The organism is Pedobacter nutrimenti (assembly GCF_032678445.1).
Lineage (GTDB): Bacteria > Bacteroidota > Bacteroidia > Sphingobacteriales > Sphingobacteriaceae > Pedobacter > Pedobacter nutrimenti_A.
The window spans coordinates 38,583-58,133 of record NZ_JAVTSQ010000006.1 but is presented as its reverse complement, the minus strand read 5'-3'; the positions used below and the strand labels follow the sequence as shown (position 1 = coordinate 58,133).

The 19,551-nt window shown below is 41.2% G+C and carries 12 protein-coding genes; 1 reads left to right on the top strand and 11 read right to left on the bottom strand.

What is annotated here, in order from left to right:
* Positions 1-7: 7 nt before the first annotated feature.
* The 3 genes from R2S08_RS11800 to R2S08_RS11790 form a co-directional block, all read right to left on the bottom strand.
* The gene (locus R2S08_RS11800) at positions 8-4,024 is read right to left on the bottom strand and encodes a two-component regulator propeller domain-containing protein (RefSeq protein WP_316835364.1); all 4,017 of its coding nucleotides are present in this window, start codon (positions 4,022-4,024) and stop codon (positions 8-10) included.
* 425 nt (positions 4,025-4,449) lie between these two features.
* Positions 4,450-6,828 (bottom strand): ABC transporter permease, encoded by a 2,379-nt coding sequence (locus R2S08_RS11795; RefSeq protein WP_316835363.1) that lies wholly within the window; start codon positions 6,826-6,828, stop codon positions 4,450-4,452.
* Positions 6,829-7,110: 282 nt separating this feature from the next.
* On the bottom strand, positions 7,111-7,863 hold the full coding sequence (locus R2S08_RS11790; protein ID WP_316835362.1) for a hypothetical protein: 753 nt from the start codon (positions 7,861-7,863) through the stop codon (positions 7,111-7,113).
* A gap of 146 nt (positions 7,864-8,009) precedes the next feature.
* On the opposite strand from R2S08_RS11790, the gene R2S08_RS11785 reads away from it, so the two are divergent.
* Positions 8,010-8,591 carry a methylated-DNA--[protein]-cysteine S-methyltransferase gene (locus R2S08_RS11785; RefSeq protein WP_133778375.1) on the top strand — a complete coding sequence of 194 codons (582 nt, stop codon included), beginning with the start codon at positions 8,010-8,012 and terminating at the stop codon, positions 8,589-8,591.
* A gap of 8 nt (positions 8,592-8,599) precedes the next feature.
* Here R2S08_RS11785 and R2S08_RS11780 read toward each other — a convergent pair whose 3' ends face one another.
* The 8 genes from R2S08_RS11780 to R2S08_RS11745 form a co-directional block, all read right to left on the bottom strand.
* The gene (locus R2S08_RS11780; protein WP_316835361.1) at positions 8,600-9,472 is read right to left on the bottom strand and encodes a DUF4397 domain-containing protein; all 873 of its coding nucleotides are present in this window, start codon (positions 9,470-9,472) and stop codon (positions 8,600-8,602) included.
* An 11-nt stretch (positions 9,473-9,483) separates the two neighbouring features.
* Positions 9,484-12,255: a TonB-dependent receptor gene (locus R2S08_RS11775; protein ID WP_316835360.1), complete on the bottom strand. Its 2,772-nt coding sequence runs from the start codon at positions 12,253-12,255 to the stop codon at positions 9,484-9,486.
* Positions 12,256-12,354: 99 nt separating this feature from the next.
* Entirely contained in the window at positions 12,355-13,311 is a 957-nt protein-coding gene (locus tag R2S08_RS11770; protein WP_316835359.1) for a cytochrome-c peroxidase, read from the bottom strand.
* A gap of 53 nt (positions 13,312-13,364) precedes the next feature.
* On the bottom strand, positions 13,365-13,964 hold the full coding sequence (locus tag R2S08_RS11765) for a YceI family protein (RefSeq protein ID WP_199080196.1): 600 nt from the start codon (positions 13,962-13,964) through the stop codon (positions 13,365-13,367).
* Between the two features lie 24 nt (positions 13,965-13,988).
* Positions 13,989-15,278, bottom strand: a complete 1,290-nt coding sequence (locus R2S08_RS11760) for a TlpA disulfide reductase family protein (protein ID WP_316835358.1) — start codon at positions 15,276-15,278, stop codon at positions 13,989-13,991.
* A gap of 24 nt (positions 15,279-15,302) precedes the next feature.
* Positions 15,303-16,610 (bottom strand): TlpA disulfide reductase family protein, encoded by a 1,308-nt coding sequence (locus tag R2S08_RS11755; protein WP_316835357.1) that lies wholly within the window; start codon positions 16,608-16,610, stop codon positions 15,303-15,305.
* 580 nt (positions 16,611-17,190) lie between these two features.
* The gene (locus tag R2S08_RS11750) at positions 17,191-17,547 is read right to left on the bottom strand and encodes a PleD family two-component system response regulator (RefSeq protein WP_166643952.1); all 357 of its coding nucleotides are present in this window, start codon (positions 17,545-17,547) and stop codon (positions 17,191-17,193) included.
* A 153-nt stretch (positions 17,548-17,700) separates the two neighbouring features.
* The gene (locus R2S08_RS11745; protein ID WP_316835356.1) at positions 17,701-19,479 is read right to left on the bottom strand and encodes a DUF885 domain-containing protein; all 1,779 of its coding nucleotides are present in this window, start codon (positions 19,477-19,479) and stop codon (positions 17,701-17,703) included.
* Positions 19,480-19,551: the final 72 nt, after the last annotated feature.

The window sequence follows — 19,551 nt, the reverse complement described above, 5'->3', positions numbered from 1 at the left end:
AGATCCGTCAATTAACATCTAATTTTTCGTCAAATCGGCTTATTTTTCTATTTAAAGCTTCTTTTTGATATTCAGAAGGCAGTTGTCCAAACTCTTCTTTGAAGCATTGCCTAAAATAAATAGAACTGTTGATCCCTACCATAAGAGAGACTTCCGTAACGTTATACTGACCGGAATGCAACAGCTGAGCGGCTTTTTGGATCCTCACTTTGCGTACAAGCTGATTTATATTTTTACCGGTAAGTCCTTTGAGTTTTCTGTACAAAGTAGACTGGCTCATATTCATTTTGTCTGCTAGTCTGGCGGCATCAAGAACTTCATCTTGTATGCATTCTTCTACCAGGCAGACAAATTCCTTTACAAAGGCATTCTCCCGCCAAAGCTCTGTATTTGGTGTTACTTTTTCCAATGCTCCCTGCGTATTTTGAGCCGAAAGCTGTCCCAATACTTCAGCATAAACTACTCTCCTTTTGTGCAGCAGATTCTCGATCCGGCGGTAAAGCAACTGTGGACTAACCGGTTTGGTTAAATAAGAATCAACGCCTAATTCATACCCCCGCTCCTTGTCGGGCTCGCTATCTCTGGCGGTTAAAAATATGATTGGAATATGACTTGTTTCCCGTTCCTGTTTTAATGCTTCCAGCATCCGGAAACCATCCATATCAGGCATCATAACGTCACTAAGGATAATGTCGGGAACGCGGTTCTTTGCAAGCTTCAAACCTTCATCTCCGTTTCCAGCCTGTATGACCTCATATTTTGAACACAGCAATTTTGTTAAGTATGTCCGAAGGTCTCTGTCATCTTCCACCAGCAGTAGTAAGGCCCGCTGGTCGTCGCGTACATTAACGGCAGATATTACTGCATTTGTCAATAAACGAACACAAAATTCGCTCCCTGTTCCCGGCTCACTTTTTACGGAAATCTTTCCTTGATGTATGGCAGCCAGCTCTTTAACCAAAGCAAGGCCAACACCAATGCCCTGGACAGCAGAGCGGGGCACCTGATAAAACTTGTCAAATATCTTCTCCAGATGTTCGGCTGCAATACCACACCCCGTGTCCTTCACGCAAATCAAGGCGCAAGTGCTTAGCCCCTCCTGTTCATAGGTCAAACAAACTTCAACACTACCCGACGAGGTATATTTACAGGCATTAGACAACAAATTATCCAATATCAATTGAACAATCTCTGCGTCGAAAATGGTTTTGATATCCTCTTCTGCAAGAATGCAATTAATACTGAGGTCTTTCTTGTTATTCGCCTCCGCATATTTAAGAACCGTTTCCTGTACCAATTCAGCCAAAAACCCTTCCCCCAGTACTAATGGTTTGTATTGGGACTCTACTTTTCGGAACTCCAGCAACTGATTGACCAATGAAAAGAGCCTGTTTGCACTCTTCTGGATCATGTAAGCCCAATCTTTATGTCCTGAAGCCAATTCAGGGTCATGCATCAAGTTGTCTAAGGGTCCAAGAATGAGCATCAGTGGTGTCCGGAGCTCATGAGTAATATTGGTATAGAAATTCATTCGTTCCATATGCAGTTTTCCTTCCTGCTCAAGCTGAAGCCTGTTTACACGAAGTTTGGCTTCTGCATTTAACTTTTTTACATAAATAGAAAACACGATAAATACGATGACAGTGATCACTATGATGTAAAATAGCAAGGCATAGGTGCTTAGATACCATGGTGGCGATATATTGATAAAAAGGTGTTTATAATCCGCAGACCAGTTTTCGTTCTTTTGGCGGGTACGTATCCTAAGTTCGTAATCTCCATATGGAATATTTCGGAAATCCAGGTTCTTTTCATTCCCAAGGAAAATCCAGTTGTTGTCTAACCCATGCAGCTGATAACTAAATTCTACCATGTCATTCATGGCATAATCCATAACCGCAAGCTCAACCCGGAAACTATTCTCATTATGTTTCAGACTGATCTCTTCAGCGAGATTGGAGTATTTTTCAGATTGTGCATGGCTCTCTCCCGTATTAAATACCGTAAAACGACTTATCCTGATGGGCGACTTAGGAAGTTTCAGCGGGATCAATGCGGGATCAAAATAACACACGCCTGCCGGCATTCCAAAGTATAAACGACCCTTTGTGTCTAAAGCAACACTGTTGTTGGTAAAGCCACCCAAGGGCAAACCAAAGGTCTGGTCATAGCTCAGGAACCGCTTTTCTTCAGGCAAATAGCGTAACAAGCCCATTCTTGTAGAACACCAGATATTTCCATTACCATCTTCAGATATTGCATTTACAGTGAGCCAGGCATCCGATCTTGGGATAACAATAGATTCAACCTGCCCTATCTCCTTGTTTGCACTTTGGAACGCTAAACCTTCGTTGGTCGCTATCCATATATTATTTCTCTTGTCACGGAACAGGTAGTTGATCGTATTACTATTGATTCCTTGCCCTTTAGAAATCTTTCGAACCAATTTCCGGTCAGCGTTATAGATGTAGAGGCCCTGACCGTATGTACCAACCCACATATATCCACGACCATCCTCAACAAGGGTGCGAGGAGCATAGTCTCCAAGCATAGGTGTATTAATAACTAATTTATGAAATGTCTCAAGCTTAGGATTGCGAATAAACAAACCTTCCTCCGCTGCAAACCATATATTTTGCTGAGTATCTTCAATTATAGCCCTTACAGCCGACATTTTTTCACCTGCATTTATCTTAAGCCATGTTTTCGTTTTCACATTAAAAAAGGATACGCCCCCTTTCTGTAAGCCGAACCATTTATTATTCTGACTGTCTTCAAAGCCAGAAAGCAGGAAATCATCGGCAAGTCCACTGTTATGGGTTGTTTTCTTGACAAGCTCTCCTGTAGATTGTATCTGCAAAATTCCATCTCCTGCAGTAGCAAGCCACATGCTGTTTCCTCTGTCGTTCATAATTCCTGTCACTGTTGCCAGCTTCCCTAGTCCAGATGTGATTTCAGATGTTGGAAAAACAGAGAAAAAAGGTTCTAAATGTCCAAAAAAAGCTATTCCTCCACTATAGAGACCTAACCATACATTGCCGAAATCGTCCAGATCTATATTTTGTACCGAAGAACTATTGCCCATATTCAGGAAAAATGGACTTACCGTCTGGATCTGTTGAAGACCACCATCTGTGCTATACAAAGGCTGGAGAATAAACAGCTGCGAAGACTCAGCACCTATCCATATGGCCCCCTTGATTTCCTTTATAGAGTAGACAAAGGGTTCAGCTCCTTTTTTAGCCTGACGGGCAAGGCTAATGGACTGGAGTCTCTTTGTAAACGGATTATAGATCGCCAGTCCTTTTCGCGTCCCAATCCAGATATTGTTTTTCCGATCGCAAAACAGCGCCTTCACTTCATTGTCGGGTAATAGGCCCTGAGTGTTTTCTGTATTAAGCAACTCAACACTTAGATCACTGGCATTGAATATCGATAGCCCCTTATTAACGTGACCTATATAAAGAAGTCCTTGTTTGTCTTCGGTTAGCGTCCAGATGCTGTTTTCAGGCAGAGCAGAGATGCTTTTCTTATTAAAACGCTCAAATTTCTTTTTTATCGGGTCAAAGCGTTGTACACCCTGATGATAGGTAGCCAGCCATAATTTTCCGCTTTTCCCTTTGATGATATCTGTGATGTCATTTGTTGCAATAGATTCTCTGTCTTCAGGATCATGAAGATAATAGGAAAACCTGTTGGTCTTCATATCAAGTACATTCAAGCCATTCGCACGTGTGCCAATATATAGCTGATCATTATCGTAAAAAAGTGTATTAATTTCATTGCTATTAACCGAAAGCCCATCCGCTTTTTCAGATTTGTAATACGTCTTAAATGAATTGCTCGAGAACCGGTTCAGTCCCATTTCAGTCGCAATCCAAACAAAACCATTTCTATCGTGTACAACATCAAGTACCTGCTGACTCGACAATCCTTCCTGCAAGGATAAATACCTCTCTTTTCTCGCTTGCCCGAACAACGATATGGAATAACAAAAAACCAACAGAAAAAACAACAACTTCATCCTCATGTGTCTTAATAACTTGTACATTCCATACTGACCATATATTGATCTATTTCCAGAAGCACCAGCAACTGCTCATTATGGATAGAAAAGTTCATTAGTATATATAGAAGTTGGCAGTTCAGACATTCTGTTAATTAGATAGGCAAAAAGTAGTCATTTTTTTTAAATGTAAAAAATACGTTTAATAAAAAACCACTATAATTAGAAGTCCCGCACAAAAAAGAATGAATTTTAATACCAAACAAGTAGTTCATTTATTTCCAACCTATCCGGTCTGCACCCAGGAAAATTGGATTTAATGATCGAACCTCAGAGCCTGTAAGGCTCAGAGAGACCATAAATCCAATTTTCAAAACTCAATTGTGCCATTAACGTTTTTACATCAACACCTGCTTGCTGTAAATTAGAAAACGATCGGTTATCTACTCATATTTCAGTGCATTCACAGCATTTGCCTTCGCTACCTTAAAACTCTGCAAGCTCACCGTCACTAACGCAATGAGCAAAGAAATCAGACCCGCAACAATAAAAGGGCCCGGGCCAATCGCTACCTTGTAATCGTAACTCTTCAACCAACTGTTTATACAGATATAAGCAACAGGAAATGCAATCAAATTGGATAACAATACCAATTTGATAAAATCTTTATTCAGTAAGAACAAAATACTTTTCAAATCGGCCCCTAGTACTTTCCTGATGCTAATTTCCTTTTTCCTTTGTTCTGCCATATACAGAGCCAGGCCAAGCAAACCCAGGCAAGAAATAAAAATTGCAAATCCGCCAAAGAAATTGGACAATATACTCAAACGCTGTTCAAGCTTAAGTTTGTCAGACATATCCTGATCAATAAAAGTCAACTGCACCGGATATGCGGAATTAAACTTTTGACTGATCTGTTTGATTAAACCCACAGAAGTACCTGCATTTTGTTGAGGATTCAGTCTCATTAATAAGACCTTACTCATACCAACATTATAGAAGAAAAAAGTTGGAAGTGTCTTAACACCGAGCCGCTCATTGGAATAATTTTTAATAACCCCTACAACAGTTAACGGCGGATTGTCACTCCAGCGGAGGACCATTCCAACAGGATCTTTAATACCCATCACCTCTGCCAGTGCTTCATTAACAAGAACGGATGTAGCCGTATCGGCAACAAATTTCGGTGAGAAGTCTCTTCCTTTAACGATTTGGGCTCCTATTGTTTTGCTAAAATTAAATCCTACACTCCTGAAGTCAATGACCGATCGGTCATTCGCAGCCTTTCCTGGCCAGCTTAAGCCCCCTGTGATAGGGCCATCTTCGGTAAATGATTGTGCAAATTCAGAAGAGGAAACCACCGCCCCTGATTTAACCAATTCTGCTTTAAAAAGCTCCAGCTTCTTGGCATCTTTAAGTGCTCCCTCTAAATCCATTTGAACCAGATTATCCTGGGAAAAACCCAAAGGCTGGTTCCTCATAAACTGAATTTGTGTATAAACAATAATTGCACAAACAATCATGCAGATAGATAAGCTAAATTGTAGTACAACTAATGTTTTACGTACCGGCAATGAAGATCCCCCAGTTCCTGTAGATCCTTTTAGAACCTTTACAGGAATAAATGACGATAAATAGAAGGCTGGATAACTTCCTGCTAAAAAACCAGTCAACAACACCAAAAAAGACAAAGTAATCCAGAATAGGTACGAACTATAATCTATTTGCATAGAGATTTCCAGCAAATTATTAAAATAAGGCAAGCATAGCTCTAAAAGCCCAAAGGCAATAAACATGGCGATTACAGAGAACAACATTGATTCTATCATAAATTGACTCATCAGGCTTCTACGGGTAGAACCCAGAGCTTTCCGAACCCCAACCTCACGCGCTCTTTTCTCAGAACGGGCAGTAGAAAGATTCATATAGTTGATCGTCGCAATAAGAAGTACGCAAAAAGCAAGGAACAGAAAAAGCTTAACCTGGTCAATTCGTCCACCAGCAGGCTTACCGTTCACAAACTCATTATATAGATGATATTTACTGTAAGGGAACAGAAAAGCTTCAAGTTGTGTTTTCGCATCGTGACTCTTAATCATCTTCCTCACAGAGGCATCTGCAGATGAAAACTGATTTTTGTCTTTAAGCTTAAAAAAGGTAAAACAAGTGATAGAACCCCAGCCATTTTCTTTATCATCCGGATGCTCCTGATCAAAAAATGCCCAGCTCAGCAATGCATCATATTGTATACTCTGATTTTTAGGAAGATCTTCAACAACTGCACTCACCTTTAACAATTTTCTATTGTCATATTTTAAAGTCTGGCCAATAGGGTTACTATTTCCAAATAACTTCCGGGCTGTAGATTCCGTAATCAGAACTGAGTTAGGCGTACTTAAAGCAGTAGCTGCATTTCCGTAGACAAACTTATGTCCAAAGATCTGAAGAAAAGATGGGTCTACACTTTTCGCATCCAGCTTATAGTTTTGTTGCTGGTAGCTGAATAACCTGGCATCATCCTTACCCATTGCCATCCGACTCGTCTGCTCTACTCCAGGCAAGGTTTGCAGGGCTTCAGCAGCAAGTTTATTGGGTGTTGCAACAGTTGTAGCCAGTTTTCCATTAATATCAATATTTAGCCGGCTAATATAAATCCGGTCAATATCTTTAAAGTGTCTGTCATAACCCCACTCATAACTCACATAAAGTAACAAGAGTAAGCAACAAGCCATCCCAATGGCCAGTCCGCCAATATTAATTAATGAAAACCCTTTATTCTTTACAAGGTTACGTACCGCAATTTTTAAGTTGATGAAAAACATAAGAATCAATTTTCATAGGAATGGCCAATTATATGCCATTTACAAAAATAGTCGTTTACCGTCAAACAAAGCCTATTCCCCAAACTTATTGTTCATTATCGGACAATTCATGTTCACCACCGAACAAATAAGCTTGAAGGGATTAACATCCAACACCCCATACCATTCTGCACCATGCCGGTCTGCACCCAAGAAAATATGTTTTCATGAGCGAACCTCAGAACCTGAAACTCTTCGCGGAAGGTTCAGAGAGCTCAGAAAACATATTTCCCCCCAAATAAACTATTGATTATAGCTACTCACAGCCCTTTCCAAATACCTCGAACCAGACCTGTTAACATAAAATCCGCCAGCAGCAAAACCCAAACCCACCCCCAGCAGTAAAAAACTGGAGGTTAAATTGGGCCCTTTATACGTGGGGAAATTATGTCCACCAAAGCCCGGCTCTGATGTAATATCATGTCCTCTCGTCGCAAAAGTAATCAGCCCGGCAAGAATCGATGCCCCCGCCGCAGCATACAGAAGCGTACCTGTATTGGTCTTTTTTCTGTAAACATTCAAAAGAGCTATGCTTTCTGCATTATCGGCCATATCATCTTTCAGATTCCTATAGTTTACATTTTTCAAATCCTGGTAGCCTTTATTGTAATACAGGCTGACATCTGCAGCTGTTGCCCGTCCGCGCCTGAACCTGGAATAACGGTCATAGATCAGGGGATCATAATTGATCTGCTGATAAAGATTGATCCTCCCCTGAGCAATACGCTCGGAAAAAGAACCATAACTGCCATAATTCAGTTTCCGGGTATTGGCAAAAAAACCATCTTCATTGTTGTAGAACTTAACCCCATCCGTATTAAACCGCCGGGAGTCTGCCCTCAACTGCCAGGAATTGAGGAAATCCGGCCGTAACCTGATCTTGTTGGCGTAAATTACAGAATCGGAATTGAGGTAAATAAAGTTTCTGGATTCGTCCACTTGCGAACGGGCGCTCAGGGCGCAGCTCGCCAGAGCGATGATGAGTAATTTTTTCATATCGGTTTGTATTTGTGTGTATTCAATACTACAAAATTTCGAACCTAAAGTTCTTGTGTAAACAAGAAAATACATTGACCCTCAGATCAGCAAGAAACGGGTTTTTATTTGTCGGCTAATGCTGTATTTTTACATTAAAATATTTTATGAAAGCGCAGCAACCCGATTCGGAATTAACGGAAAACACCAAGGAAATATCAATCATCAGCACTATAGATATTTCCACCCCATTAGGACCTATGATTGCAGGTGCCACAACTGAAGGCATATGCTTTCTGGAGTTTAATGATAGGATCAGACTCGAAAAGGAATTTACCGATTTGAAAAAATTGCTTAACGCAATTATGAAACCTGGAAGAAACGGACATTTAGATCAGCTGGAAACAGAACTGGCGGAGTATTTTGAAGGAAAACGCAAGACTTTCTCCGTTCCTTTACATACACCAGGCAATGACTTTTCGCGTGCGGTGTGGGAATCATTGCAGCAAATACCTTACGGAACTACTTGTACCTATAAAGAACAGGCAGATCAGATGAATAACCCAAAAGCCATCCGTGCAATTGCTTCCACAAACGGCCGCAACCGTCTTGCCATTATTATCCCCTGCCATAGGGTTATTGGAAGTAATGGATCAATGACAGGATACGCAGGCGGGATAGATAAAAAAAAATGGCTCCTAAAATTTGAAAGGAGCCATTCAGAAGTACCTGCTGGTAGCTTATTTTAATTGATCTGCTAGTTATGTTTAATCAGTGTTGCACTCAGTGCTGGCGAAGCAACACCTTTTAACCCACTGATAAATATTGTATAGATTTTTCCCTGTTCCAGGGTAATTCCGCTGAGACCACTCCCATTTAAAGCAAGTATAGACTGACTGGCATGATCTCTCACTTCCAGGTTCAGGCTACTCCCGGCGTTCACTTCTTTAAAAGGGCCAAGTGTTTTCCAGCTTAATCCGGAAATAGTTGCAGGTGCCTTGCCACTTGCATCATAAGTGATAACGACCTGATCTCCAAAATTGCCATAGGCGACTTTATTAAACACGGCCACACCTCCGGCATAGGCCAGATCCACGTTGGAAGCATCGGGAGAAAAGTTAGCAAACCGAATTTTCGCTTTTCCGGCAGCTGGTGCCGAGAGGTCGTCGTATACAAGGATCAGACTGTCCCGGTTTCCGGGATTGAGTTTACTTGGCTTTAATTTTGGAACGGCAAAAAGAGTGTGGAAATAGGTAGCTATTGGTCCGTTAGGGCCTGAAAAAGAGACTTTATCTGTTTCTTGTACAAAACTGGCACTGCCACCAAATACGTAGGAAGATTTGTAGGTGGTATTGCTACCTTCTGTTGTATTGTACTGTACTTTACCAAATTGGGTATCAAGATAGCCCGCACTTGCCGTATTGCGGGCAATAGAAGTACCATTAATCTGCCTGGTGAAATCCAGAAAATTAATGGCTGTACTAGTGTTTAAGGCATTGACCAGTTTTACTTTGGCACTTAATGGTGGCCGGTCGGCATTATCACTGTCCAGATAATCTGTTTTCTTGCAGCCAAGGAAAGCGATGGCAAGTAGAGAAAGTTGTGTAATTTTCAAAGTATATAGTTTCATGTTTTCCTGGATTAAAATTTCGCGGATACTCTTACAAATGGCTGTATGCCAGCATTACTTCCGGATTGGGTTGCGCCGGGGGCTGGCAAGCGCGTAACATTACTGCCTGATGCCGGGATACTGTAATCGCCCAGTACATTGAACAGATTATTGGCACCTATGGTGGCCTGAATGGCTGGTGTAATTTTATACCCTGCAGAAATATCCGTTACCCAGATTGGGCTGAATTTCTGATAGTAATAATCCGGCTTAGGGAAATTGGCATTAAGCTGTGATACGGTGGTTACAGATCCAAAGTATACCGTACGCAGCAGCAGGTTGAGTTTTTTATAAGTATAAGTTCCTTGTAAAGTGATTTTCTGAGAAGGAATATTGCTCGTTACCCGTGCTTCTTCAGATTCATCGAAAATGATATACCTGTAAGCCTCTAATCCTTTTGGCGTATTCACTTTGGTGAGTGTCGTTTTAAGGAAATTGCCTCCGGCAAGAAAGACAGCACTCGCTCCGTTATCAAATAAAAAGCGGTAGCTTCCTGTAAATTCTATACCCCGCGTTCTGGTACTAAAAGAATTATAGAAGAATTTGGCCTGAACAGTTCCGGTCTGAATAAAAAGGCTTCTGACATCGGCGGGAAGGTTTGGATCAGTTGCAGAAAAACGGCCGGTATTCCCTACCCTGTCATTGATGTCTACCTGATAAGCGTCGATGGTGAACTCTACATTTGATATAGGTCTGGAAGTAAGACCGGCAGAATAACCCTTCGATTTCTCTGGAGCCAAAGTTGGAATTCCAAGGGCTTTAGTGGCTGGATTGACATTGTTTGCTGTAACCTGGTCAATAGCAACCCCATTTTGAAAAGTTGTGGAAGTTTCTGTATAGTAGTATTGGGCAAGGTCTGGTGCCCGGAAACCCGTATTAATAGACCCTCTGATACCCAGCCAATCAGCAAAGCTATACCTGGTGGCCCCTTTATAGGTGAATACACTTCCAAAATCCTGGGAGTGTTCCACACGGACCGCACCGGATACCAGCCATTTGGAGGTTACATTCAATTCCACATCAAGATAACCAGCAGAGATAGACCGGTTAACATTCACTTCGTTAGAAGGCCTGAAGCCGGCATGGATCTGGGAACCAGGCGACAAGCCGTTTAATGGAGTACTTCCAACGGAAGCATAATACGGAATACCTGAGGTTGTGGTATCTACACGGTAAATGGTTCTCAGGTCGGCTTTAGAGTAGGATGCTTCTTCTCCGGCAATGATCTGATAGGTTTCTACCCTGTACTGACCTCCAAAGGCCACATTTAAGCCTTTTAGTATTTTGTCAAAATACCTGGAAAAGTCTATACTGGAGGTATTCTGACTGGCATTGTAGCTTCCGGCATCAAATTTACGTGGTGATTTTTGTCCTAAACTGGCATTCATGGAATTGCTGATCACATTTCCAAAACCATTTTTGCCGTATACATTGGAAAAGTCTACCGTCCAGTTTTGGACTTTGGCTTTTAAACCAATTGCAATAGACTTATCCGTAATAATATTGTCCATAGCTGGTAAGAAACCATCCGGGTAAAGAAAAGTGTTATTCCGCTCTGTCCAGCCTGGTAACCTGTATACCGCAGTAAATTGAGAGTTTCGGTGGCTGATTCCCCCAAATGAATAGATTTCTACATTTTCCTTTACAGGTATGGAAGCGTTAAAGAAAAGCAAACCATCTATTGCTTTATTGGTGCTTCCTCGCTGGTCAAAATAGTGTCGGTCTATCCCTCTGCCTGCAATAATGGCATCGTCAATTTCCCGGGTGTAAATCTGATCAAATCCTCTGGTATTTGCTCCGCCACCATAAGCAGGACCAATATAAAGGCCCGCATCACTATTGCCTACAGGCAAGGAAACCGCCTGGGTCGCAAATTCACCAGTTACATTGAGGAATCCACCCTTGTCTCCAATTTTAACACCATAATTACTACTGGTTCTGGTGGTTAAACCATCTCCCCTTCGTCTGGTACTAGCGGTTGAAGTGAGCGACAGTTCATCTGTGCTTTTTTTAAGTACGATATTGATCACCCCGGCAATGGCATCTGAGCCATATTGAGCCGCTGCACCGTCTCTCAGAATTTCAATACGGTCTATGGATCCGGTAGGTATAGAGTTCAGGTCGTAGCCGGTTGCGCCATTGCCTAATCCACCCCAGCTGATGTTGGAACTCTTATGGCGTCTTTTTCCATTAACCAGGACCAGCAACTGGTCTACGCCCAGCCCTTTAAGTTGTGCCGTAGAGGTGGCAGAAGCAGCATCTCCTCCTCCGGATACGGAAGAATTAAAAGATGGGGAAACATATTGCAGCAACTGGGTAACGCTGACCTGGGGAGAGGTTTCCTGCAGGCTTTTTAAATCGATTACATCTATAGGGGTGGCTGAATTAAGTTTTGTCCGGTTTACGTTTCTTGAACCTACAATTTCCAGTTCATTGAGGGTATTGTCTTTTGAGGCCACAAGGCTTACATTGATCTGGCTGTTTCCCCCAATTTCAATTTCTTTGGTTTCATAACCCAGATAAGAAAACAAAAGGTATTTCCCATTTTTTACGGTGATTTTAAAACTACCATCCGTATTGCTGACTACCCCACCACTCAATCCTTTTACCCGGATGGAAACTCCGGGCAATGGCAGTTGATCGGCAGAGGAACTTACAGTTCCGGTAATTGCCCTGGGTTGGGCATAGGTCTTTATGGAGATAAAGAATATAAATAGCAGGTAAAGGAGTATATATTTTTTCATTAATTATTGGTTTAGGTTTGGACATAAAGGCTCCTGTTCACCTGTTTCCAGGTAAATTGTGGTGTATAAATGAAGCCAATTGCTGGAGTATTCTAGAGGCTATTTTTTCACAAACCGATCATCTGTCAGAGAAAGTAAAAAAGCCTCGAGGTCGTTGATTTCGTCTTTAGTAAGGTCAAGGGGCTTGCTTAAGGCAAGGTCTCTGTTTTTACCATTTTTAACCACGTCATCTGGTGCATTGTAATAATTGATCACCTCTTTCAGGGTCTTAAACATACCATTATGCATATATGGTGCGGTTACGCCTACATTTCTGAGGCCGGGTATTTTAAACTCGCCTATATGTTCTGTATTTTTAGTGACCTCATACCTTCCGGCATCATTGAGCTCTTTGCCATTAAATAAGCCAATACTTTTAAAACGGTCGGCTGTAAAATCTTCTCCGGAATGGCAAGTGTTGCAGTTGGCTTTTCCGATAAACAACATCCGTCCGCGGATGGCTGCAGGAGAAATGGCATGGTCGTCGCCGTTAATGTATCTGTCATATGGGCTGTTAGAGGTTTCCAGGGTACGTTCATAGGCGGCAATTGCCTGTAACATGTTTTTTTCGGTCGGAAGGGAATTAAATACCTTTTTAAATAATTCTACATAGAGTTTGCTGCTGTTGAGCCTTTCCAGAGCTTCTTGAGCAGAAAGGTTCATTTCAACCGGGTTAATGATCGGCTGCAAGGCCTGTTCTTCCAGTGAGGCTGATCTGCCATCCCAAAACAGGTGGGAACGTCCTGATAGGTTGGTTACTGTCGGCGTATTCCTGGCTCCCTTTGTACCTCCGACACCCAGGCTTACAGCAGAGCTATCTGCAAAGGCAAATTCTGGCTTATGGCAGGACGCACAGCTAATGCTCTGATCTTTGGAAAGTATAGGATCAAAAAACAATTTCTCTCCTAATCTTTCCCTACTGTTGATTTCGGCAGGATCGTCTGCCTGAAAACCAACTGTCATGGTGAAGACCAGCAAACTTAAAACAGTAAAGATTTTTATTTTATTTCCTTTCATATCGGATTTTAACAAGGAAGCTGCCCATTGGGCAGCTTCTTTATACAATTCAGTTACTTATTGGCCACCAGTGCGACATTCAGATCGAAATCATCATAGATCAGTTTATCACCCAGGTTTTCGAAGAAACTTTTTGACCTGAACTTGATTCCATACTTACTCCGGTCTACAGTGATCTTTGCATTGGCCGTCAGTTTAGCGTTGTCTACCTTAACTGTGGCAGGGAATGAAACTTCATTGGTTACACCTTTGATGGTCAGCTTCCCTTTGATGTCATATTGCCCTCCTGTCAATGGTTTGGCAGAAGTAATAACAAAATTGGCTTTAGGGTATTTCTCTACCCCAAAGAAATCATCACTTTTCAAATGACCAAGGAGCTTACCATTGGTTTCCGCATCGGTTACATCAGTTACAGTAATGGATTTGGTGTCGAGTTCGAAACTGCCTCCTTTTAAAACATTATTTTCTACATTCAGTGTTCCTGAGCTAACGGCTATGGTGCCGCTGTGCTCACCGGTCGCTTTCTTCGCTTGCCAATTGAGTTTACTGCTTTGGCTGTCTACTTTATAAGAAACTGTTTTGAAGGGTGCAAAGGCATAAATGCTACCTGCAAGCAGTAGAACTGCGAGGTTTTTAAGGTTCGTTGATTTCATAAAATTGTGGTCTGTATTTTATATTTATTTAGATTGTGCGTTGAAGTAATCAGCGTCTGGTACAGGTTCAGCAATGAGTTCATTTAAAACTTTGTTAAACTTTGCAGCATACTCATCATAATATTTTCCGGTTACCTTACCTGTAAAGCCCGTATAAATTTCCCTAACTTCTCCCTTGCGGTCTATGATAATTGTGGTTGGATAAGCAATGAATTTATTCAAAGCAGGAAGTTTATCTGCAACCAGTCTTTTGTCGGCGAGACCTCCAAAAAGAATATCATATTTGATCTTGTATTTATCACGGAGTTTACCCAAAACATATTTTCCATACTCAAGATCATCCTTTTGCTCAAAACCAATGGCAATGGCTTCTACACCACGGTCCTTATTTTTATCGAACCATGGGGCAAGAAAGACGGTCTGGTCTGTGCAGTTCGGGCACCAGGTACCTACCAGTTCAACGATTACCACTTTACCTTTATATTTCTGATCCGTAAGGGATACTGGCTTTCCGTTAAGGTCAGGAAAAGTAAAGTCTAATTTTTTAACACCTTCTTTTAAGTGTGTAAGCTGATAAGGATCTGGAAGTTCGGCCTTAGCATCTTTAACTCCGGTAAATTTCAGGTTATCGTAAATCCCCTGGCTAATCTCTCCTGAAATCGTACCATCTTCATTGATGTGTCCTTTGTAGATTTTAGGACTTGGACCAGTAAAACCGGATAATACAAATTCATTACCCTGTACAGTACCTTCCAGTTCCCGGCTATCACCGGTAACTTGCATGATCACCCCGGTAATTTTATTGCCCACTTGCTTTAAAATCGCTACTTTATTTGGTACCGCCTCTTTGGAAAAACCTTTAAATTCCCATTTGCCTGTAAGATCTGCCGCTGGTGCAATATCCTTTCCCGGTTCAACGAAACGGTAGGATTTACCTTCTTCTGCCGTAAAAGGCAGGGAATTGCCGCGAAGGCCCGGAACCAAACTGCGATATTCGCCGCTGATTTTTCCATCAGATTCTATTTTGGCAACCAGTGCAGCGTCGTAGGTATTCATTTTAATAAACAGAGAGTCTTTGCCTAGTCGCTCTACATGGAAATCGTCGCGACGAGTCCCATTGATCAATGTAAAAACAGCGTGCTCCGGATCTTTACCTTTCAACTCAAAGTTGAAAGGTACTTCGTTTTCACTGATCCTGAAGACACCACGCCAGATGCCTTGTTTAATAAAAGGTGCGTGGTCATCCGCATAAGTCGCAGATGTGGTCAGTGTGACCAGACCAAGGGACAATAGCCCAATAATTCTTGTTTTCATATATTTTGGTTTGAGTAGGTTTATTTATTTTCCTGTGGCAGCAGATGAAGCGGAAGCGCTTACTGCAGGAACAGGTTCTGCAATCAGTTCGTCGAGTACTTTATTGAATTTTGCTTTATACTCTTCAAAATACTTTCCGGTTACAGTTCCTGTATAGCCGGTATAGATTTCTCTGACTTCTCCTTTACGATCAATAATAATTGTGGTTGGAAATGCAATAAATTTATTGAGTGCGGGCAGTTTTTCAGCCACTACTTTTTTATCGGCTATACCTCCAAACAGAATGTCATACTGGATATCATATTTATCTCTAAGTTTACCCAGTGTATATTTAGCATAATCCAGATCATCTTTTTGCTCAAAGCCTATCGCAATCGCCTCTACACCCCTTTTTTGATTTTCTTTAAACCAGGGTGAGAGGAATACAGTTTGATCTGTGCAATTTGGGCACCAGGTACCAATAGTCTCTATGATCACTACTTTACCTTTATACTTATCGTCGCTCAGCGAAACCCGCTTACCGTTAAGGTCTGGAAATGTGAAGTCCAGTTTTTTATAGCCTTCTTTGAGAAAAGTGAGTTTGTACGGATCAGGAAGTTCGACTTTGTCATTCTTGATGCCGTCAAACTTCAGGTTCTTATAGATTCCGAAACCCTGCTCACCACTAATGCTGTTATCGTCATTAATGGTTCCTTTAATAATGAAAGGGCTAGGGCCGGTAAAGCCTGACAATTGAAATTCATTACCTTGCACAGTTCCTTCCAATTCCCGGGTATCACCTACTACGGTCATAATTACACCGGTAAGTTTATTGCCAGTTTGTTTTAATAAGGCAATGGAGGCAGGTACAGCTTCTTTAGTGTAGGTTTTAATCTCCCATTTACCGGAGATGTCGTGAGCAGGTTTAACATCTTTTCCTGGTTCTACAAAACGGTAGCTTTTTCCGGGTTCTGCAACAAAAGGAAGGGAGTTGCCACGAAATCCAGGAACCAGACTACGATATTCTCCGGTCAGCGTGCCGTTATCTTCAATTTTTGCAACCAGCGCAGCATCATAGGTATTCATTTTCACGTAGATCGAATCTGCTCCTCTTCGTTCTACATGAAAATCATCTCTCCTGCTACCGTTCAAGAGTGTTAACACGGCGTGCTTGGGATCTTTGCCCTTAAATTCGAAGTTAAAAGGAACCTTCGATTCACTGACATTGAATTCGCCACGCCAGATGCCTTCTTTAGGAAAAGGTTTAAGTCCGGCAGCAAAGGTATGACCACCCAGTAGTAATACGGCTGCGAATAGTTTAGTTGCGGTTGGATAGGTTTTAATTTTCATCATCTTAATTATTACATGTTAATTTATACACTATTTGATAGCTCCAGTTTGAACAATTTTGCCCTTGCTGGGGATTTTCCAGAAGTAACACAAGGTTACTTCTTCATTATAAATCAACTAATTAATGGTGGTGATTAATTAGAGATGGTATTTGTTCAGTCCCGATATCCCCCTTTATTACAGCAAGCCTGAATAAATGACCACCATAATATTCCGGTTACTAAATGCCGGGGGACATCAGGACATCCCAAATCAATAGCTGTTGGTTCGTACAGCTGTTTTTTATTCCGTAAAATTTAAATTTTGACCCTTAAAAAAAATGTGTTTTTAACACATGCAACACCTGCAACAACAACAGTTTTCCACGCACCTGTTAGGGTGGTCATGCATGGAAAAATAGATTCTAATTGTTGTTTTCATATCAGGTATGACTGCGTTATTTTCAATAATTAATGTCAAAGATAGAAATGAAATTTGAAAAAACAATTAATTCTACTAAAATAGTAGATATTATTTTCAGGCAAGACTGTGATTTACTACCAACTACCTCATATAAAGATATTTAACTAAAAACAAAAATCCCTTAAATATGATCTCCTATCCTCTTTAATAAGGTTTTCAACTCAAATGGCTTACTTAAAAAGTCATTGGCGAAGTACTGATCAATCATTTCATGCTGTGGAAAATGAGCAGACATCAGGATAACGGGAACTTCCTGTGTGCCCCTTTCTTGTTTTAGATTTTTACAGAGTTGTAGTCCATCCCCATCGGGCAACCGAATGTCCATCAAAATAAGATCCGGATGGTGGTGTACCATATGTTTTTTAAAGTCATAAGCAGAAGCAGAAACACTAACGTCATAGCCTGCATCCTGTAATGTAAATTCAATAATAAACCTGATGTCTTCGTCGTCTTCTACAACATGAACTTTTTTTTGCATGAGTTGCATTGTGAGTTTACAGCCCAAGTATAGGCTTATCATTTTAACTCTGATGTTCCTCCTGGTTAAGAAAAAGTTAACTGCATATTTTTAAATTAAAACGGTCATCTCCGGAAAACCGGGATGACCGCAATATCTGTTTATAAAGAAAGCTTATTGTTGTGTCTTGGCCCAGGTATCCATTTTATTTTCAAATACACTCAGTGGCAACGAGCCGTCTTTAAGCACTTGATTATGAAATTCTGCCAGGTTAAACTTTGCACCAAGTTCTTTTTCGTACCTGTTGCGCAGCTCCCGGATTTTCATTGCTCCTATCTTATAGCCTAAGGCCTGAGCCGGTATGCCCATATACCGCTCAATTTCTGCTGTTGCTCCCTGTTCGTTAATAGCCTCATTATCCATCATGTACTTAATAGCCTGCTCCCTGGTCATATTTTTAGTGTGAATGGCCACGTCAACTACTAAACGAATGGCCCGGTGCATTTCATCACCCAAGGCGCCCATATGCTGATATGGATCAGTATACAACCCAAGTTCTTTACCCAAAGACTCACAATACAAGGCCCATCCTTCTACATAAGCATTATGCATTCCGAATCTGCGGAATTTGGGCAAGCTGGTGTTCTCCTGGGTCAGTGAAATTTGATAATGATGCCCTGGAATGGCCTCGTGAAGAAATAAAGATTCCATTCCGGAGGTAATATTAAACTTGGTCGCATCCAGAATTGGTACATAAAAAATACCAGGTCTTTTTCCATCAGCAGAGCCCTGATTATATTCCGCACTTGCAGAAGCTGCTCTAAAGGCCTCTGTTTGCCTGATCTCAAATGGAGTTTTTGGAACATGGTTAAACATCTTTTTTAAATTTGGCTCCATTCGTTTGTGGATATCATCAAAAGCATCCAAAACCTGTTTAGGTGTTTTATAGGGCATAAATCTAGGATCGTTCCGCATGTATTCAAAAAAGGCATGCAGATCTCCTTTAAAACCAACTTTATTTCTGATGCTGTCCATTTCATTTTTAATCCTTGCCACCTCTTTCAAACCAGTCTGGTAAATTTCTTCCGGCGATTTAGTCGTAGTGGTTTGTTGTCTAACCAGGTAGGTATACATAGCCTTACCACCAGGCAAAGCAGATAGACCGGAAGTTGTCCTGGCTTTTGGCAGATATTCATTCTTTAGAAAATCACCCATCTTTTTATAAGAAGGAACAATTTCATTTAAAATGGCTTTGCTATAAGAATCGGTGAGTCGTTTTTTGTCTGCATCTGAAAAATCTTTTGGAAAGTTAGCAACAGGGCCATAGAAAAGGCTTTGCTTTGGATCGCTGACCACCATACTGTACATTTGGGGATACATCTTTACCACCAATGCTTTTGGCAGAACTATTCCGGTCTGTATTCCTTTTTTAAAGTTACCAATGGCCGTATCTGCCCATACAGTAAATGCAGAGATCCGTTTCAGCCAGTTGTCATAATCCTTAACCGTTTTAAATGGCTGGGCACCGGTACCGGATCCTAGCTGCCCAAATGTGAGTGGCAGTGCAAACATCTGGTTAAATGGCAGATATTCAAAGTGATACTTCAAGCCATCCAAGCTCACCTGCAACTGGTCTTTTAAAACATCATAGGAAAGCCTGTCATTTTCACTCAATTTTTCGCGGTCATACCCTTTCAGGCTGTCGAGATATTTGGTATAATAGTTCTTGGTTTCATTGATAAACTGAACGGAGCCATCATTAGGCAGCAGATCATTGTATCTATCATCGCCTGCATAAGTTGCATTAAGAGGAAATAACTTCAAACCCTCTTCATAATATTGGTCGCAAAGTTTGGAAAAGTTCTTATTCTCCTCTCCATTACCGTTTTTGTTCTGTTGCTTGCAGGCCGCAAATGCGCCTGCACACAACAAGACATACATGATTTTCTTCATTTCGGATTGATTTAGAAACTAAATCTAAGGAATAGATTGATCTAAAAAAAATATCCTAATAAACACGCAGGT